The sequence below is a fragment of the Bacteroides sp. 1_1_14 genome, from assembly GCF_000162515.1.
In the GTDB taxonomy this organism is placed as follows: domain Bacteria; phylum Bacteroidota; class Bacteroidia; order Bacteroidales; family Bacteroidaceae; genus Bacteroides; species Bacteroides thetaiotaomicron.
In genome coordinates this window covers 329,765-349,499 of record NZ_GG774707.1, presented here as the reverse complement: position 1 = coordinate 349,499, position 19,735 = coordinate 329,765, and the positions used below count along the sequence as shown (strand labels likewise).

Annotated in this window: 19 protein-coding genes and 1 pseudogene; 6 read left to right on the top strand and 14 right to left on the bottom strand. The window is 41.8% G+C overall.

What is annotated here, in order from left to right:
- Positions 1–387, top strand: coding sequence for an ASCH domain-containing protein (locus HMPREF9007_RS08715; RefSeq protein WP_008762353.1), 387 nt, complete (start codon positions 1–3; stop codon positions 385–387).
- 25 nt (positions 388–412) lie between these two features.
- Here the strand turns inward: HMPREF9007_RS08715 and HMPREF9007_RS08720 are convergent, their stop codons facing one another.
- The 4 genes from HMPREF9007_RS08720 to HMPREF9007_RS08735 all read right to left on the bottom strand — a co-directional run bounded on the left by HMPREF9007_RS08720 (position 413) and on the right by HMPREF9007_RS08735 (position 3,595).
- Entirely contained in the window at positions 413–1,030 is a 618-nt protein-coding gene (locus HMPREF9007_RS08720; RefSeq protein WP_008762352.1) for an HU family DNA-binding protein, read from the bottom strand.
- Positions 1,031–1,283: 253 nt separating this feature from the next.
- Positions 1,284–1,982, bottom strand: coding sequence for an SIMPL domain-containing protein (locus HMPREF9007_RS08725; protein WP_008762351.1), 699 nt, complete (start codon positions 1,980–1,982; stop codon positions 1,284–1,286).
- Positions 1,983–2,054: 72 nt separating this feature from the next.
- A complete protein-coding gene (locus HMPREF9007_RS08730) occupies positions 2,055–2,693 on the bottom strand; it encodes a DUF1062 domain-containing protein (protein WP_032850537.1) in 639 nt (212 codons plus the stop codon).
- Positions 2,694–2,755: 62 nt separating this feature from the next.
- A complete protein-coding gene (locus HMPREF9007_RS08735) occupies positions 2,756–3,595 on the bottom strand; it encodes an RteC domain-containing protein (protein WP_008762349.1) in 840 nt (279 codons plus the stop codon).
- A gap of 395 nt (positions 3,596–3,990) precedes the next feature.
- On the opposite strand from HMPREF9007_RS08735, the gene HMPREF9007_RS08740 reads away from it, so the two are divergent.
- A complete protein-coding gene (locus HMPREF9007_RS08740; protein ID WP_008762348.1) occupies positions 3,991–4,266 on the top strand; it encodes an antibiotic biosynthesis monooxygenase in 276 nt (91 codons plus the stop codon).
- 142 nt (positions 4,267–4,408) lie between these two features.
- Here HMPREF9007_RS08740 and HMPREF9007_RS08745 read toward each other — a convergent pair whose 3' ends face one another.
- Both HMPREF9007_RS08745 and HMPREF9007_RS08750 read right to left on the bottom strand, forming a co-directional pair.
- Complete coding sequence (locus tag HMPREF9007_RS08745) at positions 4,409–4,825, bottom strand: pyridoxamine 5'-phosphate oxidase family protein (RefSeq protein ID WP_008762347.1); 417 nt, start codon at positions 4,823–4,825, stop codon at positions 4,409–4,411.
- 90 nt (positions 4,826–4,915) lie between these two features.
- A complete protein-coding gene (locus tag HMPREF9007_RS08750) occupies positions 4,916–5,734 on the bottom strand; it encodes a DUF6597 domain-containing transcriptional factor (RefSeq protein WP_008762346.1) in 819 nt (272 codons plus the stop codon).
- A gap of 99 nt (positions 5,735–5,833) precedes the next feature.
- On the opposite strand from HMPREF9007_RS08750, the gene HMPREF9007_RS08755 reads away from it, so the two are divergent.
- Positions 5,834–6,376 carry an exonuclease domain-containing protein gene (locus tag HMPREF9007_RS08755; RefSeq protein WP_008762345.1) on the top strand — a complete coding sequence of 181 codons (543 nt, stop codon included), beginning with the start codon at positions 5,834–5,836 and terminating at the stop codon, positions 6,374–6,376.
- Between the two features lie 104 nt (positions 6,377–6,480).
- Here HMPREF9007_RS08755 and uxuA read toward each other — a convergent pair whose 3' ends face one another.
- From uxuA to HMPREF9007_RS08785, 6 genes are all read right to left on the bottom strand, one after another.
- Positions 6,481–7,650, bottom strand: a complete 1,170-nt coding sequence (gene uxuA / locus HMPREF9007_RS08760; protein ID WP_008762344.1) for a mannonate dehydratase — start codon at positions 7,648–7,650, stop codon at positions 6,481–6,483.
- Between the two features lie 41 nt (positions 7,651–7,691).
- The gene (locus tag HMPREF9007_RS08765) at positions 7,692–8,504 is read right to left on the bottom strand and encodes an SDR family oxidoreductase (RefSeq protein WP_008762343.1); all 813 of its coding nucleotides are present in this window, start codon (positions 8,502–8,504) and stop codon (positions 7,692–7,694) included.
- A 22-nt stretch (positions 8,505–8,526) separates the two neighbouring features.
- Positions 8,527–9,597, bottom strand: a complete 1,071-nt coding sequence (locus HMPREF9007_RS08770; protein ID WP_008762342.1) for a substrate-binding domain-containing protein — start codon at positions 9,595–9,597, stop codon at positions 8,527–8,529.
- A gap of 427 nt (positions 9,598–10,024) precedes the next feature.
- Entirely contained in the window at positions 10,025–10,312 is a 288-nt protein-coding gene (locus HMPREF9007_RS08775; protein ID WP_008762341.1) for a YtxH domain-containing protein, read from the bottom strand.
- A 44-nt stretch (positions 10,313–10,356) separates the two neighbouring features.
- Entirely contained in the window at positions 10,357–10,602 is a 246-nt protein-coding gene (locus HMPREF9007_RS08780) for a GlsB/YeaQ/YmgE family stress response membrane protein (RefSeq protein WP_008764857.1), read from the bottom strand.
- A gap of 92 nt (positions 10,603–10,694) precedes the next feature.
- Positions 10,695–11,828 carry a glycerate kinase gene (locus HMPREF9007_RS08785; RefSeq protein WP_008762339.1) on the bottom strand — a complete coding sequence of 378 codons (1,134 nt, stop codon included), beginning with the start codon at positions 11,826–11,828 and terminating at the stop codon, positions 10,695–10,697.
- 97 nt (positions 11,829–11,925) lie between these two features.
- Here HMPREF9007_RS08785 and HMPREF9007_RS08790 point away from each other — a divergent pair, with 97 nt between their 5' ends.
- On the top strand, positions 11,926–13,134 hold the full coding sequence (locus HMPREF9007_RS08790; protein ID WP_008762338.1) for an MFS transporter: 1,209 nt from the start codon (positions 11,926–11,928) through the stop codon (positions 13,132–13,134).
- 84 nt (positions 13,135–13,218) lie between these two features.
- Here the strand turns inward: HMPREF9007_RS08790 and HMPREF9007_RS08795 are convergent, their stop codons facing one another.
- Both HMPREF9007_RS08795 and HMPREF9007_RS08800 read right to left on the bottom strand, forming a co-directional pair.
- Positions 13,219–14,700 (bottom strand): RagB/SusD family nutrient uptake outer membrane protein, encoded by a 1,482-nt coding sequence (locus HMPREF9007_RS08795; protein WP_008762337.1) that lies wholly within the window; start codon positions 14,698–14,700, stop codon positions 13,219–13,221.
- Between the two features lie 13 nt (positions 14,701–14,713).
- Positions 14,714–17,842 (bottom strand): TonB-dependent receptor, encoded by a 3,129-nt coding sequence (locus HMPREF9007_RS08800; protein ID WP_008762336.1) that lies wholly within the window; start codon positions 17,840–17,842, stop codon positions 14,714–14,716.
- 163 nt (positions 17,843–18,005) lie between these two features.
- On the opposite strand from HMPREF9007_RS08800, the gene HMPREF9007_RS08805 reads away from it, so the two are divergent.
- The gene (locus HMPREF9007_RS08805; RefSeq protein ID WP_011107781.1) at positions 18,006–19,118 is read left to right on the top strand and encodes a DUF4421 domain-containing protein; all 1,113 of its coding nucleotides are present in this window, start codon (positions 18,006–18,008) and stop codon (positions 19,116–19,118) included.
- A gap of 121 nt (positions 19,119–19,239) precedes the next feature.
- A pseudogene (locus HMPREF9007_RS0125245) lies at positions 19,240–19,735 on the top strand (biotin biosynthesis bifunctional protein BioAB); the annotation flags it as partial.

The window sequence follows — 19,735 nt, the reverse complement described above, 5'->3', positions numbered from 1 at the left end:
ATGATGGAAATAAAACATAGAATACAGTTCGGATGCGATACAGACGAATTGGCAGACAAGGTCTTATCAGGAGAAAAAACAGCAACTTCTTCTTTATATGATTATTCTCTTATGAATCAAGAAGAAATTAAAGTCAATGAATACGCTTCTATACTAGACTCACAGGGCAAAGAAAAATGTATTGTGAAAATTGAAAGAATAGAGATTGTAGATTTTCAAGATATAACAGAAGAATTTGCTGTCAACGAAGGAGACGGATGTTTGGATAACTGGATAAAAATACATACAGAATATTATTCTTCATTATTGGAAAAGATAGATAAGAAACTGACAGGTAGAACAAAATTAGTGTGCGAGTGGTTTTCTGTAGTATCCTCTAATAATTAATCCATATATATTTTAATTCATTGTTTCATTCCTTCTGTTTCCACACATAAAAGACAGTTCGTCCTGCTCCCCTCTTGCGAAGAGTTCCCTCCTTGATGAAAGTATTCAAATCATCAATTGCTTTCAATCGGGGGAGTCCGGTCAGTCTGCTATATTCTATACGCGTGATTCCTCCGTTTTTCTTCAGAAATTCCTGCAACATTTGGAGACGGTCTTCAATGGATATTTTAGCATTGTGAGTTTTTACTTTGGAGTTCTCAACTCGTTCAAGTTCTATCTCCCGCTTTATTTTCTTTTTAAATTCTTTGGAAGTACGTAAATGAACATTGTCAAAACGGATAGACTCGGCGCGAATTTCTTTCTTAGTCATCACTTTATGGGTACACTTCAACGAAATGCTGAAATGTCCAAGTTCGCCCAATTCCACGATGTATCCATCCGCCAAGGCTTCGGCCAGTTCATCAACTACAGCGCCAAGTACTCCTTCAATTATATTGTGCGGGAAAGGTTGGTGACGGGATACGCGTTCTATAAAATCTTTTTTCGAATAAGTTCCACTCGGAACAATGCGGGCATGAAGGGGTTGTTTCTCCCCTGTATCATTAGGGTCCGGAGTCTCATACAAATCATAAAATGCACTCATTAGTATATTTTTTATTAGTTGTTTATGTGTCTATCAGTTTATTCGCTAACATTTCAGTCCTCTTATACTAAACCTTAACTTTAGTTTAGCATAAAAATAATCGTCTGACAACTGTTTCTTTTTCGTCTGACAGTTGTTAGACGAAAAGATAACAGTTGTCAGACGAAAGTTCAACAGCTGTCAGACGAATAGCTCATCGCATACAAAGGTACAGTTTTATGTAATGCGAACTGTAATTCTTAGCAAGAAAAAATTATTCAATAGCAAAACGCGCCGTCATCTCATACCGCAATTTAATAACGCGATATTGCTCAGTGGCAGCTGTCCCCATACTGACATTACTCTGTGCCTGATAAAGAGAATAAGGACTTACATAGCTCGAAGCCGGTTCGACAATACGAATGACCTCACCCAGTTTTTGTCCCATAGCTTCCACAAGATAAGATGCCTTTTCACGTGCTGCTTTCAATGCTTCTATCTTACCTTGTTTCCGATAGTTCGGCAAATCCTTGTGCTTCAGCTCCCCGATACGCATGGACTCGATGCCTTTCGTATCAATCTTCTTAATAACAGCATTTATCTTTTCGAAGTCAGTAAACCGGATGTCCAGTTGCTTACCTATCAGAAATTCTTTTCCTTTCTGACGCCAATAGTCTCCAATTTCCTGCACACGAATAGCCTCATCCGAAATTCCTGCCCTACTTAGCACCCGACGCAAATCTTTTTCAATCCATTCCAACGGAACTTTCGTTTTATAATCTTCCGGCTTGGAATTCGGCACAAATTCCTCTTTCCAATATTCCTTTATCTGAATCAAAAGATGAATCTCATCCGGCACAACTTCTATTTCAGAAGAACCGGTTACCTCAATATATCTTCTCTCACTCTCCTGAGCATCGGCAACAACACTCCATACACATAAAACAATAGCTAATAAAAACAACTTTCTCATATCTCTGAATTTATAATAGTACTTAGTTTCTGAATTCCCTGTCCCATATCAGACAAATGTAGTAATAAAAAATCAATCAATGCCTGTTTTTACCATAAAGCTATCCACAAAGTCCATCATAACAAGCAAATGTTCTTTATCCATCAACAGGATATCTCCATCCTTTACTTTATATTTCTGCGGCTCTTTACCGGAAAGAAGCGAAATCACTCCCTGTTCAAACAGACGCCTTAGCTGAGTGCTGGAAAGAAGAAAATTCCTTTTTAATAAAGACGACAATTTCAGATTAAATTCAAACTCATATTTGATTTGAATCTTTATGGTTGCATCGGGCACACGGATTATATCTTCTTTCGAGAAGTTATCCGTAACCTCATATTCTACACTATCATAATCCGTTTTCAAATGATTCCTGCCGGCAAGTTCGGCAGAAAAAGCATATTTCCAGGCTGCTTTCCGATCGTTCATGGAAAAGCTATGAAACAGGACTTTATCTATCAAATCCGGTTTGGTACGTGACAGCAAAGTAATGTTGCATGTATTATCGCATTTCACACACCGATATATCAGCCAGACATCGATGTTCTTTTTCTGCGCATTCATTCTAAACTTATCACTACAGTAAAACCGGTCACTATCGCAATGACTGCATTTCTTAATTAATAAAGGAGAATTCTTTGCCTTTATCTCCCATGTAAATGTTGTATCCATAAAGCAAAGTTGGATATAAGCCATTTATAAAATTCACAAGATGTCACAAGATGGCGTGAAATTTATCCGTCGAGCTCCTCCATCATCTTCTGTATTTTATCCTTCAACTTATCAAGAAATTGTGTCCTGCTCTTCTTCCGATTCCTAATTTCCAAGAAGATACGATAAAAGTCCCCAATCTCGATATTGAAAAGTATCTCGCAACAAAAAGCGATGTCTTTCAGACTGGTATTTCCATTATTAAAGCATTTGCCCGCATAGATCGCATAGATGAATTCAACCAAGGCGACTTTACTATCCGTCCATTGCAGCAACTTACTGTCTACTATGGAGGTGAATTTAAGATGCAGTTTGTCTGACAGCGAATCGATCTCGTCTGATACATATTCTATCAAATGACTATTCGCCAGAATCATTGCAACGCTTGAATCGTGTAAGGTGGTAAAAGAAGAATCCCTGTCCAGCAAATGACAATGAACATCGGAAAGAATATCATAATTCTCACGGATAAAATATTGGTTATCAAGTTCGGTCTGACCGGCACGATAATAATCATAGAAGCTATTATTCAAAAATGACTTCTGTATATTTTCCAGCTCCATCTTTAAATATTTACATTGAGCCGACAGGGATTTGCCGACACGGTTCTTTTCAATCTGATATAAACGGATATAAAACATCAGCAAGCCGGAAATCTGCGGTTTCCAGACTTTAAAGAACTGAATTTCTTCTTCAGGATTCTGAAATTGATATTCGGCAACTGCCCTTTTCAGCAAAGTAAGTGATGTCTGTATGACATCTATTATCTGCTTTATCCGCTCGAGAAGGGCAATCGGCTGTTGCTCAATCCTTTTAATTTCTTTTTCTATGTTCAGCTTACTATTTCTTACGAAATTTTCCATTCATTCTCAATGTACCCACAGCTTTCGAACCGTCAAAAGGAGTCTGACTAAAAGCCTGAATACCAAATTGCACTCGTCTTAAAAAAACGATGCAGTGAATAATAAAATTGATAAAATGAAAAACCGGTTCAAGTAGAAGTACTCAAACGAAAGAAATTAGCCTGTGGTTTATGAGGCTAATATTAAGCTATAACAAATTTAAGAATGGTGCCCAAAATAGTTGCTTTTAGAATTCAGATGCAAATATAACTGATTTTTTATGATTATGTGAAGTTTATATGAAAATTTGAAAACAGCCTGCGGGAAGCTACAGAAAAATACTATCTTTGCCTTCGGTTCTTCACAAACACAGTGATGAAACCATTCTTTTTAATCACATAAATAATAAAAGAACTATGATCAGATTAAATGTTTTTGTTCGTGTAAACGAAACAAACCGCGAAAAAGCGATTGAGGCAGCAAAAGAACTGACTGCCTGCTCTTTGAAAGAAGAAGGATGCATTGCTTACGATACTTTTGAAAGCAGTACCCGCCGTGATGTTTTCATGATTTGCGAAACATGGCAGAATGCTGAAGTATTGGCAGCACACGAAAAAACCGCTCATTTTGCACAATACGTAGGTATCATTCAGGAATTAGCTGAAATGAAACTGGAAAAGTTTGAATTCTAAATGAATGCCAAATAGACGAAAAACACGTCTTCCAGCCTAAACATAAAAGAGAAAAACAGTCCTTACTTTGGGAATGTCTTTCTCTTTTTTCGTACACAAATGTACCGTTACCTGTCAATTTTATAATCGCTCCAAATCAAGATTAGTCAAGCTTTTTATGAATAAAGGTACCTTCAATCCAGTAGGTTGCGTGATTGGCGGTGAACTTTAGCAATACATAGCCCGGATCTGTAGGACCACCGGGAAAGTGTTCGATAAACCAGTCCTGCCAAAGTTCCTGCTTCAGTTTCTCGTCTGTCACGACTTCCACTTCTCCCATCAATGCCACACTGTCCCCCTTCTCCTGAAAACATAATCCTGCTTTCGGATTCGATAAAAAATCAATAGTCTTTAATGAATCCGCTCCGGTGGACATCCAGATAGTGGAAATTCCTTCTGCTGCAATTTTACTCATTGGCACAGGACGGGGATAGCCTTCCTTGTTCACAGAAGCAAGGGTGACAACTTCGCATTTCTGCAATAACTCCGCCGCTTTCTCTTTCATAGTTTTTGTTGACATAATCTTATTGTATTTATTTTATTTCACCACAAAGATAACGGCACAGATATCCGTTCTATTGTAAAAAATCGACTTTTACTAACTTGGGGGCTACGGTTCGATATAGGTCAGCGTTATATCCTCCGGAAGTGTGAGTGAAAGAAATGATGTAGGAGTATTGCCCGACAATGTTTTGATTTCTTTTGAAAAATGTGCCAGGTCATAATATCCTGCGTCGATGGCAGTAGTCAGCAGGTTGACAGAGGTCGTGTTTCTCAGTAATTCTACTGCATTCTTGAATTTAACAATGCGGCTATATTCTTTAGGGGTGAATCCGGTGTTATATTTAAACTTCCGTTCAAAATGACGCTGGCACAGGCATACCTCATCCATCAGACTACGAACAGAACGCTTCCCTGCGGACTGATTGATTATATTCACCGCTGCGGCAACTTGGGTATCAACAGGCTGATAGTTATGTGCAAGATACGCCAGGAGATATTCTTCAACGACCTGAATCCGTCCCCGGACATCATTCTGCTCACATAACCTCTCGATAAAGGTACTGTCAAAAACCGCCTGCATTTCATTCGTACTGACTCTGTAATTCGCAAACTCATGCAAAGGCAACTTTGTAAATCCGGATAACCCACAAGGCAGAAAACGAACGCCAAACTGATGAACGAATTCGGCATAAGTGACAAGCTCCGAATATTTCGTCATCGGACCCACAAAGTAAGAACGATAAGGCTGCATGACCAGCGTTTCTTCTTTTACCTTACTCACTGCTTCTCCCAACGTAAAAATAAAATCGGTACAACCATCCGGCAAAATATGGATACGCATGCCATATTCCGGAGTTCCCTTAAATTCCCAATAATTATCGATATAGGGAGCGAGTAGACGAGAGGGCTGATATTCTGTGTACATTGGTCTATTTTATACGCAAATATAAAGAGAATAAATGCTAATTCATGTATTTTGCAAAAAATATCATGTACATTTGTGTTTCAAAAAACAGCAAAACGCATGAAGGACTTTGCAGCTATCGACTTTGAAACAGCCAACGGAAAGCGCACCAGCGTATGCAGCGTAGGGGTTGTCATCGTGAGGAACGGAAAAATCGTTAAGAAAATCTATCGTCTGATCCGTCCTTGCCCCAACTATTATACGCAATGGACAACAGCTGTTCACGGACTGACTTACGCAGATACGGAAGAAGCGGAAGATTTTCCTGATGTATGGGCAGAAATAAAACCGCTTATAGACGGTCTTCCGCTTGTTGCCCACAACAGTCCTTTTGATGAGGGCTGTCTGAAAGCTGTTCACGAGCTATACGAAATGACTTATCCCAATTATAAGTTTTATTGTACTTGCCGCACTTCACGGAAAGTGTTTGGAAAAGAGTTGCCCAATCATCAGCTACATACGGTGGCAGCCCGATGCGGATATGATTTAACCAATCATCACCATGCTCTCGCCGATGCTGAGGCTTGTGCACAAATAGCCTTGCTCATCATCCCCGAGCCTAAAAAGCCAAAAGTTGATTTGCACACCGGAAGCTTATTTTAATACGAAAGCTCCGTAAATGAGCAATATAAAAAACACTACCACTATTATTACTGTCAATAATAGCCGTAGTGTCTTTAAAATAGATTGCTAATTATGAATTCTGCTTATAGAATAGACTTTGCAATACCCATTTCCAAACCGCGAAGTTCTGCCAATCCACGAAGGCGGCCTAAGCAGGAATATCCCGGATTTGTCTTCTTCTTCAGATCATCAATCATCTGATGACCGTGGTCCGGACGCATAGCGATAGAACATTTACGACGTTGTTGCAGAAGAATCAGGCTCTTCATTACGTTGTACATATCTACATTTCCTTCCAAGTGGTTAGCTTCATAGAAGTTTCCTTCTTCGTCACGCTGTGTACTACGCAAGTGTACAAAGTTGACACGATCGCCAAAACGCTCCATCATACCTGCAAGGTCATTGTCAGCACGTACACCGAAAGAACCTGTACACAAGCAAAGACCGTTAGATTCGTTAGGAACGGCTTCAATCAGTTTTTTAAAGTCTTCTTCCGTACTTAGAATACGCGGTAAACCTAAAATTGTATAAGGAGGATCGTCCGGATGAATCACCAGCTTCACTCCTACCTCATCAGCCACAGGCGCAATTTCTTTCAGGAAGAAGATCAAGTTAGCACGAAGTTTCTCAGCATCGATATCATTATAACGATCCAATGCTTCCTGGAACTGTTCTACAGTGAAACTTTCTTCCGATCCCGGAAGTCCGGCAATCATATTACGAACCAATAATTTCTTATCGTCTTCACTCATTTGTTCGAAACGGGCTTTTGCTTTAGCTATTTCTTCCGGAGTATAGTCTTTTTCAGCATTCGGACGTTTCAGAATAAAGAAGTCGAAAGCAAGGAAGGCCGCCCTCTCAAAGCGAAGAGCCTTAGAACCGTCAGGCATTGTATAGGCAAGGTCCGTACGTGTCCAGTCCAATACAGGCATAAAGTTATAGGTAACTACCATTACACCACATTTAGCCAGATTACGGATGCTTTCCTTATAGTTTTCAATATATTTCAAGAAATCACCGGTCTGTGTCTTGATATGTTCGTGCACAGGTACACTTTCTACAACAGACCAAGTCAGGCCCACTTCTTCAATCATTTGCTTACGCTTCATGATTTCTTCTACTGTCCACACTTCGCCGTTCGGAATGTGATGAAGTGCGTTTACTATACCGGTAGCGCCTGCCTGTTTGATATCCCACAAGCTTACTGGGTCATTCGGACCATACCAGCGCCAAGTTTGTTCACATAGATACATAATATGATAAGTATTAAGTAATAGGTAATAAGTAATAGGTATTAAATGGAGAATGCGTCGAAACCTCCGTCGATAACAGCTACTGTACCTGTTACGAAGTTAGAAGCATCACTGATCAGATAATGAATAGTTCCGTAAAGATCTTCCGGTTCACCGAAACGATTGAACGGAGTATGAGCAAGAATTGTCTTGGAACGGTCAGTCAGAGAACCATCAGGATTTGTCAACAGCGCACGGTTCTGGTCAGTCAGGAAGAATCCCGGAGCGATAGCATTTACACGCAGACCGTTACCGAATTTCAAAGCCAGTTCGCCAGCCATATATTTAGTGAAGTTAGCAATAGCAGCTTTTGCAGCTCCGTAACCAACCACACGTGTCAACGGACGAAGAGCTGATTCGGAACAGAAGTTTACGATAGAACCTTTCTTCTGTTCTACCATGATTTCAGCAAATACCATTGTAGGCAATACCGTACCAAACAGATTCAGATCCACCACTTTCTTAAAAGCATCAATCTGCAAGTCAAAGAAAGTTTTGTCCGGAGCAATTGTTGCGCCTGCCATATTACCTCCGGCAGCGTTCAGTAATACGTCAATACGGCCATAGGCTTTCATGATCTCCACTTTGTTACCTTCCAGCACTTCTTTGTCCATTACGTCCGTATACAGGAACATAGCTTCATTTCCTTCAGCCTTGATACTTTCTACCAACGCCTTACCTGCTTCTTCGCTTCTATCGAGTACAACTACTTTGGCTCCTTCTTTAGCTAAGTATGCAGCGATACCCTTACCTAAGATTCCGGCTCCACCGGTGATAACAACAACTTTGTCCTTTACGTTAAATAATTCGTTCATGGTTCTTTTTTATTTATATGGTTTATAACTTATTGTTCAGATAATATTTCAGATTTTCTTTTAGAAGAATATCAATCGGCATCAGGTTCACCTTTTCGGGGTTCTGCTTGAACAGCAGATGATTGCATAATGATTTGATACCATCATATCCTTGTCGTTCGGGACGCTGTGCTACTAATGCAGTGATAACGCCATCGGAGAGCAGTTGAGTATTCCTTTCAATAAGATCGTAGCCAACCAATTTTACTTTTTGCATTCCTCTTGCTTTCAGGTAGTTTCCTAAGATGTAGCAAGTTGAATTAAAGATAATTCCTCCTTCTATAGTTGCATTCGCTTCAAAGATTTCGTCCAGCTTGATAAAATTGTAAACAGAATCATTGATTTTCAATTCTACTTCATGCAAATTTCCGGTAAATCCTGTTTCTTTCAGATAGTGACAAAAGCCTTCTCTCCGGTTCTTACCTTGATTTGAGTCGTTTTTTCCACTATGAATAATTCGTGCCATCAGGATATCCGAAGTCGAAGAAATCTTGTCTGTCAATAATCGCGCAGCAATCACTCCGGCATCATAAGACTCCGTCCCGAAATATGCCAACTGATGTTGCCCTTCAATATTGGAGTCAACATAAACATAGGGAATTTCATTCCTGTCGAGTTCTTGCGAAAGCCGTATAACAGAGTCGGTAAACAGTGTTGCAATCAATACCCCATCTACTTTTTCATCCAACAGATTGCGGACAATATCATCAAAAGTTTTGTTATTGTATTGATCGAAAAAGAGTTTAGTGATCGTTATATTATAAGATTCCATCTCTGAAGCCGCCTTATCAATACCCTCAGAAATAGCTTCCCAATATTCTCCGTGCGTAAAAGAAGGAGTAATTGCCACAAAATGATATTGTTTTTTAGACGCCAACGAACGCGCCATCAGATTCGGCTGATAATGAACCATCTCCAGAATAGTCTGGACTTTCTTCCTGTTCTCTTCAGATACCCGTCCACGATTATGAATCACCCGGTCTACCGTACCGACAGAGACTCCCGCCATCTTGGCGATGTCTACAATACGAATATTTGAGAATTCTTTGTCCATATACTGATAAGTATCTTGTTTTTCGACGACAAATGTAAAATGAATTATTGAATTAAGCAAAAGTGTGTGCGCACACACGCTCTACTATAAAAAAATGCTATAAATATGATATTCAAATATTTAATAAAGAAAGGAAAGTAATACGTATGTTGTTAAACATAAGAAAAAGAGTGGAAAAAGCCATCAAATATTCGTTTGGGAGGTAATAAACACCATGACAGAAAATCTTTTTATCTGTAAAAAGAACAAAAAAGAGGGATATAAAAGGTAAAATGTGTACGGACACACACTGATTATTCTATGCAAAAGCAGATATGAAGGATAGTGACAGTATCCGGTTAAGGTAGATTTTCAAGAAGGAAGCTATAAGTACAAAAGAAAAGTGATAACCAGTTATTTTAAACCTGATTACCACTTTCAAGGATGATTATTTCTCCCATTTTTCTTTTGCTTTTCCAACTGCTTTATCAGCCTCTTCAGCTACTTTATCTGCGACCTTAGCTCCTGTTTCAACAGCTTTTAAGCCAAGATTCATTGCTTTTCTTTCAGCTTCGGCTGCTGCTATTTCAGCATCACGACCGATACGGTGAATAGCGTTATAAATATCACTTTCCAACTGTCTGGCTTTTGCTGTACGTGAAAGACGATAAGCTACTGCACCAAGGATTGAACCAATTCCAAGTCCAATCCAGAAATTTCCATGTCTACATTCCATAATTAAGTTCTGTTTTTAGATTAAAAATAAATTATATAAAATCTTTATTTAGATTTCGAGAATAAAGAAGCAATCCATAATACCAGAATAGCTCCTACGGTAGAAGTTATCAAACTTCCAATCAATCCCGAAGCCGCAAGTCCGAAAAGGGCAAATACCCAACCACCCAGCACTCCTCCGAGAATACCAAGTAACAAATTTATAATAAGGCCAAAACCTCCGCCACGCATTATCTTACCTGCAAGAAAGCCGGCTATAATACCAATAATAATATACCAAATAAAGCCCATTTTATCCTCCTTTTTATTTAACAACATCAAGTACCACGAATAGTTCAGTAAGTCAAAAAATGAATTAACGACAATTTACACTCCAAACGCCACTATAAATTCACTAAAGAGATAATTTGGGCAACAGTCCGGCAAATGTTTTTCTTAGCGACTTCCGGCTTCATGGCTGTTTCTAAAGACATGGGCGAAGGAATGATAGAAAAGAGACCTTGAAAACCTGCCTGATTCAGAATTTCCGTATCCTCTATGCTGCCTGCCACAACAATGACCGGTATCCCTTGTCGTTTCGCCTCTTCTAATATTCCGGAAGGTACTTTTCCCATTAAAGATTGACGGTCTGTTCTCCCCTCACCGGTTATGATCAGATCAGCACCTTTTATTTTCTCACTAAATTTCAATGTTTGGAGCAGTAAATCAATGCCGGGCTTTAGTTCAGCATTCAGAAAAGCAAGAAAAGCACCTCCCAAGCCTCCGGCAGCTCCTGCTCCGGGAACGTGAGTGATTTCTCTTCCGGTAGTTGAATGGATCAATCGGGAAAAAGACTGCATACCCGCATCTAATTTCTCTATCATTGCATCATCCGCCCCCTTCTGCCGGGCAAAAACATGCGCAGCGCCTTCCGGACCACAAAAGGGATTTCGTACATCACAGGCTATCGTGAAACGAGTATCTTCAAGTGCAGGGTGAACGGAAGAAAAATCAATAGCGGCAATTCGATGCAGGATTTCGCCTCCTTCTCCCAAGACTGCTCCATCCTTATTGAGAAATCGGGCTCCTAATGCTTGTAACATACCTACTCCGGCATCATTCGTAGCACTTCCTCCGATACCAATGACAAATTCCCGATATCCCTGTTCAATAGCGTGCAATATCAATTCACCGGTTCCATAAGTAGTGGTCAGCATTGGATTTCGTTCAGTTTCTGATAATAGCGGCAGACCATTCACGGTGGCCATCTCAATAAAAGCAACGCGTTTATCACCCGAAACTCCATAAGTGGTTTCTATCGGGCGCATCAAAGGATCATTCGCTATGATCTTCTGATAAGTGCCTCGTGTTGCTTCTACCAAGACAGTCAATATTCCCTCACCTCCGTCGGCTATCGGAAAACGAATGACTTCACAATCCGGACAAACCAGCTTTATGCCTTCTTCCACCGCCTTTTCCGCCTCTGATGAGGAAAAACACCCTTTGAAAGAATCCATCGCTACTACTACTTTCTTCATTACTTATAGATTTAATAGTGACAAATATATTGAGAAACGGGAAGTTTACGTACCTTTGCAGCCATTTTTTCAGGAACATTTCAAAAGAATAGGTATTATGGTACAGAATCAGGAACAACCCGTAGGAAGAATTACGTTTTCTATCCTCATTGCATTAAGCCTTTCGCATTGTCTCAATGATCTTTTGCAGTCCGTTATATCGGCAGCCTATCCATTATTCAAAGACGATTTGGGACTCAACTTTGCACAGATCGGCCTTATCACACTGGTTTATCAACTCTCGGCTTCGGTATTCCAGCCAATCACCGGAATCATCTTCGATAAACATCCCGTTGCCTGGTCACTACCTATCGGAATGAGCTTTACAATGATAGGAATGATCAATCTGGCATTCTCCAACAATCTTTATTGGATGCTGATCTCTGTTTTTCTGATCGGAATCGGTTCTTCCGTCTTGCATCCGGAGGCATCGCGTATTACTTTTCTTGCTTCGGGTGGAAAACGGGGACTGGCACAATCGTTATTTCAGGTAGGAGGCAATTTAGGAGGTTCACTAGGCCCTTTATTGGTGGCTTTGCTGGTGGCCCCTTATGGCAGAGAGCATCTGGCCGTTTTCACACTTTTTGCTTTGGCTGCTATCGGTGTCATGTATCCGATCTGCAAATGGTACAAATCTTATCTCAACCGAATAAAAGAGCAAAAGGCTACAGTAAAAAAGGCTGTACATTTGCCTTTACCGATGGATAAGACTGCTTTATCTATCGGAATCCTACTGATATTAATCTTCTCAAAGTATATCTATATGGCAAGCCTTACCAGTTATTATACATTCTATTTGATTCATAAATTCAATGTAACTGTACAGGAATCTCAATTATACTTATTTATTTTTCTGGTAGCTACTGCTATCGGAACATTGCTCGGTGGTCCTATCGGCGACCGTGTAGGACGTAAATATGTGATTTGGGCTTCTATCTTAGGAGCTGCACCTTTTAGCTTACTGATGCCGCATGCCACTTTAGCATGGACCATCATTTTAAGTTTTTGTGTAGGGCTGATGCTTTCGTCTGCTTTTCCGGCTATCCTGCTTTATGCGCAAGAGCTGCTCCCTACCAAGTTAGGGTTGATTTCCGGTCTTTTCTTTGGTTTTGCCTTTGGAGTAGCAGGTATCGCTTCGGCTGTACTTGGCAATATGGCTGATAAATTTGGAATTGAGTCGGTTTATAACGTTTGCGCTTATATGCCGTTATTGGGATTAGTCACGTTCTTTTTGCCCAATTTAAAGAAACAGAAGATACAGGTATAAAAAAACGACCGGTATGCATCGTCACGACGTATACCGGTCTACAAGTTAAGGTTAAGGTCAAAGTCAAAAAATTAAGAGAGCTATTTATAAGTTAGGGTTTGCATTAATCTCTTTTTCAGGGATAGCATACAGATAATAAGAACTGTTCGCTGAGAACGCTTTACCATCCGGAAAATTAAGGAACCAATGTCCTAACGGATTTCTTTTCGCAAAACTGCCGCCTTCCTGCCAGCAATCCACTTCCGTTTTCTGCATATCCTCAGATAAAGCCATGCGTTCTACCGCCTTCTGATTACGGAGTACATCCGTTATACCGAATCCTTCTCCCCAAAGTTCGCGTCGGCGCTCCATCAGAATTTCGTCAATCACCTGCTCTTTTGTTTTCCCTGTCACATCATAATTACCTACGCCACGGGCAGTACGTAATGTATTCAATGGGGCAACAGCCTGATCCAGTGCTACTCCATCTCTGACCTTGGCTTCCGCTTCTATCAGATACATTTCTGCCGAACGCATCAGTACCAGATCTGCAGTATCATCCGAACGCATATGGAATTTCTTATAACCCAGATATCCTTCACGCATCCATTGGAAAAGAGGCAGACGGATGTCACCTTTAACAAAAGTATCCATCAAGTGCGGGTCGGCCATAAAGCTACTGTAAGCTCCGACATACGTTGCATCCAGATAGTAGAAATTATAACTTGCATCCGATTGCGAAAGTGTTTGAGGAGATCCCCAAATCCATTCCTTATTGGAAATATTATTAAAACCTTCGTACTCGGCAGTGGTAGTCATTAATGAATATCCTTTGCGTGCAGCTTCGGCAGCTTTGGCGGCCTCTCCCCATTGTCCTGTCAATAAGTAAGCACGTGCCATAAGACCGTTGACAACATCCGTATTCGGTTTGAATTTCTGCCCGTCTCCCTTGCGGACGTAGTTTGTCAGATAATCCTGTGCAAGATTCAAATCATCAAAGATCTGCTGATAAACTTGCGCCACTGTCGATTTGCCTTTCGGCTTGGTACCGCTTGTAGTCGGTTCCGTATATATAGGCACACAGGGAGCATCTTTATCTTTCAAATATGTAAACTGATAATGCTGTACCAAATGCAGATAACAAAAGGCACGCAAAGCCAATGCCTGTCCCTGTGCCTGCCGAAGTTCCTCGGAGTCACCCTTAATCGAAATGGCAGTGTTGCAGTTATCAATTGTCTTATAGATCAGATACCAGGCAAACGAAGTTCTTCCATCGGAAGGAATCGCCACATCATTAAACTGATAGGAAGAATTGAACCCATATTTCGGACGGGAGACAACATCGCTTGCCATCATATCATCCTGACATTGAAGTGCCCGATAACCAATATTGGCATACGTCGTGCCGTATTCAAACAGGTTATACCAAGCTCCGTTGAAGAGACGTTCTGCATTTCCGGCTACTGCTACCTGATCAGAGCTTACCGCATCCGTAGGTTCCGTATCCAGAAAGCTACTGCTACAACTTGTCGCCAGAAACAGTCCGGCAACAGCAGTAAGTATAGATTGAATTTTTATCTTTTTCATATATCGTGTAATTTTAGAAAGATAGATTGATACCTCCGGAAATAGTTCGCATAGCCGGATAACGGTAATAAGTGATACCCGTGATTCCCTGTTCAGGGTCAAGTCCCTGATTCCGGTGAATAGTGAACAGGTTATCGCCCTGCACAAACACCTGAACACTGCTCAATGCCAGTTTGCTGATCCACTGTTTCGGCAGATCGTAAGATAGCGTCAGGTTTTTCAGTCTCATATATGAATTGTTCTGCAAGAAACGGGTGGAAGCTGAGTTCCAGTTATTGGAAGTAGTGCTCAAAGCAGGCACGTCTGTATAACGGTTTTCCGGTGTCCATCTCTTCAATATCTCCGTAGACCAGTCACGGCCTTCCAAACTTCCGTTGTGCAGAATCATAGTAATATCACGGTTGTAGATATATCCGCCGATGCTATAAGCAAAGATGGCGGACAGATCGAACCCTTTCCATGAAAGCGATGTATTAAAACCGCCATAAACTTTCGGGAGGGAAGATTTATTGACGTAATAATAATTTGCCGAAGCATAGTCGCTTGTTGTGACACGTTTTCCGGTCAACTTATCATTGGCATCTTTCTCATCCATATACCACAGCGGATTACCGTTGCCAGGGTCTACTCCCGCCCATTCTTTCATATAGAAGTCATAGACTGACCGTCCTACCTGCAATTTATTTACGCCACTTTGCGGCATATCCTTCAGCGGAAGTTCCGTCACCTTATTCTTATAATGCGTCAGGTTCATTCCGAGTTTCCATACCCATCCATTCTGATTGATAATCGTTCCGTTCAGCACCATCTCGATACCCGTATTCTTCAATGCGCCTACATTCTCATCAATAGAACCATATCCTAAGGAAGGAGCGATCGGACGGGAATAAAGTAAGTCTTTGGAACGACGCGTAAAGAAGTCGAACGAACCGGAAAAACGGTTGTTAAACAGTGAGAAATCAACGCCGACGTTAAAGTTCAGGTTCGTCTCCCATTTCAGGTTCGGAGTAGCCATACGGTCGGAAACCAAGGCATTCTCTCCGAGATTGGAAACGATGGTATAAAGTCCCTTGCTTGCATAATAAGTACCCAGATTATCATTTCCCTGCGCACCATAGCTCATCTTTAATGTCAGAGCAGAAAGCCAGTTGGTAGTGGAAGCCATAAAACTTTCACGGTCGATACGCCATGAAGTTCCCAAAGACCAGAAGTTACCCCAGCGAGTCTCCGGTGCAAAACGGGAAGAACCGTCACGACGAAAGGAAGCGGAGAAAAAGTATTTATTCTGATAGTCATAAAGCGCCTGGGTGAGATATCCCACCAAAGCATAATCGATACGATAACCGGAACCGCCTGTCAACTGTGAGCCGACTACCAGTTCGGGCATATCGGGCTGTGCCATCTTCGTACGTGAAGCAGTCAGTTCATCATAACGGTACGAATAGGCTTCCATTCCGGCAAGCACATTGAAGTGATGATCACCGATGGTTTTATCATATGACGCGATGTTGTTCCATGTCCATGAAAAAGTACGTGAGTTCAAGCGGCTGGAACCACCTCCGTTTTCCAGAGCCGGACCGATTTTCGGATTCGTATAATCCAGCGTATTATAGTTGATCAGGTCGAAGTTGAAACTTGTCTTGAATTTCAGCCCTTCGATGATCGTAGCTTCGAGATAAGTACGACCGGAAAATTCATCTTTCATCCGTTCCGATTTATCCAAAGGCAAGGTAGCCGGCAAATTCCAGTTAGCCATAGAACCGGAAGGACGGTATGAGCCGAAATCGTAGATACGATCCCCATTATCATCCAGCTTGTAGCTGCCGTCCGTATTCATTTCATAAATAGGATAGAATCCGGGCATAGTACGTCCTGCCGTAATCACGTTGCTTGTTTTGGAATCCGAAGAAACCGGATAATTCTGCATGGAATGGGCAAAACTCAGGTTGATGCTTCCTTTCAGCCAGGAAGTCATTTCACTGGTCACGTTCGAACGAAGGTTGAAACGTTGGTAGCCGGATTCGAGTGCAATACCTTTATCGTTCAGGTAGCCGGCAGAAAAGAAGTATTGATTAGCCTTTCCACCACCGGAAACACTCAGATTCAGTTCGGTACGAAGCGCTTGCTGCTCCATCGCGTCACTCCAGTCGGAGTTCCATAACGGACGAGCACCTGCTGCCAGCTTTCCGTCTGTCCCCACAGGTTGCGGATATTGTGTGCCGTAAGGATTCGGACCGCCTCCCATCAATTTTGTAACCAAGTCTTTGGAAGCCTGCGCAGCTGCGGTGGCAGGGGTATAATCGGAGCTCTTGGCATACTGGTTGCGAAGCGCTTCCCAGTAAAGTTCGAAATACTGATTAGTATTGACGCGGTCATAATCACGTACCGCACGACTGGAACCACCCAGTGTAGCTTTCACCTTGACAGTAGCTTTCGAGTCCTGCTGTCCCTGCTTTGTGGTAATGATAATCACACCGTTCGCACCACGTGAACCGTACAAAGCAGCAGATGCAGCATCTTTCAGTACAGTCATGGAAGCAATGTCGTCAGGATTGATTGAGTTGACGCTGCCATCAAAAGGTACGCCATCAACCACATACAACGGGGCACTGGAAGCATTGATCGAACCGATACCACGAATACGGATTTCGGCATCCGTACCGGGTTGACCGCTGGAGGCACTGGCTTGCACACCGGATACCGTACCTTCAAGTACACGAGATACGCTGGAAGTCTGTAACTTCTCGATCTCTCCCGCCTTCATAGTCGAGGCAGCTCCGGTAAAACTATATTTCTTGGCAGTAGCATAAGCTACAACCATCACTTCTTCCAGTTCTTTGCTCTCCGATTCCATTGTGACATTGATCACATTCCGGTTGTTCACCGCTTGTTCCACTGTCCGCAATCCTACAAAGCGGAACACGATAGTCCCATTGGCAGAGACTTCAATTGAATAGTTTCCATCGATATCGGTAATGGTGCCGGAAGAGGCCCCTTTCACTTGTACGGAAACACCGGGTAAAGGCTCTCCTTCAGAAGTCACAGTACCCGTTACGCGTTTCTCTTGTTGTGCTTCTGCATACACTACATTGCCGGCAGAAAGCAATAGAAACGCCACTAATAAACGTAAATAGATTCTCATAATTTTGTGGCTTAGGATTTATTTGCTTGTTCTAACTAACAGAATACATATCTCATTTGTTTAGGAAACGAAACATTTTTTAGACGATTATTAGTATAAATCAACGAAAGGTAGTACATTCGTGAAACGAACAGCATCAATCATAACAACGAAAAATCACAGGATGAAGCAAATTGTTCTATCTCTTTTTCTGTTTCTGTCACTCTCCTTACAGGCCCAGGCTGAAAGGAGAGATACCCTTATGAGCGATAGTCTGCAAACTGATTCTGTGATACCGGCCAAACCAAGCGCTTTTAAGAGAGCGATCAGGAAGTTCATGAATTTCAGTGACTTCGACACCCTTTACATCAGTCCCAACCGGTATAATTACGCATTGATGACTACCCATTTCAGCAACTTTGAATATTATTCCGTTACCAGCAATCTGCCCCAACCGCAGAAGCTGAGTTTCTCTCCCAATCCGCATAACAAGATAGGATTGTACTTCGGCTGGCGATGGATCTTCCTGGGATGGTCTGTAGACGTGGACGACATTTACCGGAAGACCAACCGAAGGAACAAGGGAACAGAGTTCGATTTAAGTCTATACAGTTCCAAGCTGGGAGTGGACATCTTCTACCGTCGCACAGGTAACAACTATAAGATTCATAAGATCAACGGTTTCCCGGAAGATGTCCCCGCCAATTACTCCGAAAAGTTCAATGGAATAAAAGTAGATATCAAGGGATTGAACCTATACTATATCTTCAACAACCGCAAATTCTCCTACCCTGCCGCTTTCAGCCAGTCAACCAATCAGCGCAGGAATGCAGGTTCGTTTATCGCAGGCTTTTCCATTTCAAAACATAATCTTGAGTTCGACTATGCAGAACTTCCGGCTTTCATACTGGAAGCGATGAATCCTGCCATGAAAGTCAACAATATAAAATACACCAATGCCAATATCAGTTTCGGTTATGCCTATAACTGGGTATTTGCCCGCAACTGTCTGGCATGCCTGTCTCTCACTCCCGCCATAGCCTACAAAGCCTCCGATGTAGATGCAGAAACCCATGAAGGGAAGACATGGTACGGCAATTTTAACCTAGACTTTCTGATCCGTGCGGGAGTTGTCTATAATAACGGAAAATATTTCGTCGGCACTTCATTTGTCGGAAAGAACTATAATTACCACCGGAATAATTTTTCACTGGACAACGGGTTCGGAACGCTTCAGATATATGTCGGATTCAATTTCAATTTACGCAAGGAATATAGAAGAAAGAATACAAGATAAAGGGTGTATATAAACGATGCAAGGTAAGGGTGTATATTTGCAGTATATTATTGTATCGCTTGCTTATCCAAAGAATCTTTGTACATTTGCCCCGTTCTTAACTTCAAAAAACAAGAACCTGATGAAGAAACAACGCTACATACAGACCACACGTTCCCTTCTTTCCCGCTTCCGCTACTGGGGCAGGAAGAACTATGCCGCCTTTGCGAGTATGGGACGTGAATTTCAGATCGGTCATCTGCATACCAATGTGGTAGATGTGGCTCTTCGCAAGCAGAATGCTAAAGTAACTATCCCTTATCATACATTTATGACACTTCAAGAAATCAAAGACCAAGTACTGGCAGGCTTCGACATATCGTCCGCCCAAGCCACTTGGCTGGCCAACATGGCCGACAGCGAGGCGCTTTATGCCGCCGCGCATGAGATTACCGTCACCTGTGCTTCGCACGAGTTCGATATGTGTTCCATCATCAACGCCAAGTCCGGCCGGTGTCCGGAGAACTGCAAATGGTGCGCACAATCCTCTCACTACAAGACTCAAGCCGAGATTTACGATCTCCTGCCCGCTGAAGAATGTCTCCGACAGGCAAAATACAACGAAAGTCAAGACGTCA

What these genes read in the sequence shown, in the direction of transcription:
- HMPREF9007_RS08785 (WP_008762339.1), bottom strand. Translation starts at nt 11,828, where the DNA reads ATGAAGAAAGTAGTAGTAGCGATGGATTCTTTCAAAGGGTGTTTTTCC.
- HMPREF9007_RS08795 (WP_008762337.1), bottom strand. Translation starts at nt 14,700, where the DNA reads ATGAAAAAGATAAAAATTCAATCTATACTTACTGCTGTTGCCGGACTG.
- HMPREF9007_RS08800 (WP_008762336.1), bottom strand. Translation starts at nt 17,842, where the DNA reads ATGAGAATCTATTTACGTTTATTAGTGGCGTTTCTATTGCTTTCTGCC.
- HMPREF9007_RS08745 (WP_008762347.1), bottom strand. Translation starts at nt 4,825, where the DNA reads ATGTCAACAAAAACTATGAAAGAGAAAGCGGCGGAGTTATTGCAGAAA.
- HMPREF9007_RS08780 (WP_008764857.1), bottom strand. Translation starts at nt 10,602, where the DNA reads ATGGGCTTTATTTGGTATATTATTATTGGTATTATAGCCGGCTTTCTT.
- HMPREF9007_RS08715 (WP_008762353.1), top strand. Translation starts at nt 1, where the DNA reads ATGATGGAAATAAAACATAGAATACAGTTCGGATGCGATACAGACGAA.
- HMPREF9007_RS08730 (WP_032850537.1), bottom strand. Translation starts at nt 2,693, where the DNA reads ATGGATACAACATTTACATGGGAGATAAAGGCAAAGAATTCTCCTTTA.
- HMPREF9007_RS08735 (WP_008762349.1), bottom strand. Translation starts at nt 3,595, where the DNA reads ATGGAAAATTTCGTAAGAAATAGTAAGCTGAACATAGAAAAAGAAATT.
- HMPREF9007_RS08750 (WP_008762346.1), bottom strand. Translation starts at nt 5,734, where the DNA reads ATGTACACAGAATATCAGCCCTCTCGTCTACTCGCTCCCTATATCGAT.
- HMPREF9007_RS08790 (WP_008762338.1), top strand. Translation starts at nt 11,926, where the DNA reads ATGGTACAGAATCAGGAACAACCCGTAGGAAGAATTACGTTTTCTATC.
- HMPREF9007_RS08740 (WP_008762348.1), top strand. Translation starts at nt 3,991, where the DNA reads ATGATCAGATTAAATGTTTTTGTTCGTGTAAACGAAACAAACCGCGAA.
- HMPREF9007_RS08725 (WP_008762351.1), bottom strand. Translation starts at nt 1,982, where the DNA reads ATGAGAAAGTTGTTTTTATTAGCTATTGTTTTATGTGTATGGAGTGTT.
- HMPREF9007_RS08720 (WP_008762352.1), bottom strand. Translation starts at nt 1,030, where the DNA reads ATGAGTGCATTTTATGATTTGTATGAGACTCCGGACCCTAATGATACA.
- HMPREF9007_RS08765 (WP_008762343.1), bottom strand. Translation starts at nt 8,504, where the DNA reads ATGAACGAATTATTTAACGTAAAGGACAAAGTTGTTGTTATCACCGGT.
- HMPREF9007_RS08775 (WP_008762341.1), bottom strand. Translation starts at nt 10,312, where the DNA reads ATGGAATGTAGACATGGAAATTTCTGGATTGGACTTGGAATTGGTTCA.
- HMPREF9007_RS08770 (WP_008762342.1), bottom strand. Translation starts at nt 9,597, where the DNA reads ATGGACAAAGAATTCTCAAATATTCGTATTGTAGACATCGCCAAGATG.
- HMPREF9007_RS08805 (WP_011107781.1), top strand. Translation starts at nt 18,006, where the DNA reads ATGAAGCAAATTGTTCTATCTCTTTTTCTGTTTCTGTCACTCTCCTTA.
- uxuA (WP_008762344.1), bottom strand. Translation starts at nt 7,650, where the DNA reads ATGTATCTATGTGAACAAACTTGGCGCTGGTATGGTCCGAATGACCCA.
- HMPREF9007_RS08755 (WP_008762345.1), top strand. Translation starts at nt 5,834, where the DNA reads ATGAAGGACTTTGCAGCTATCGACTTTGAAACAGCCAACGGAAAGCGC.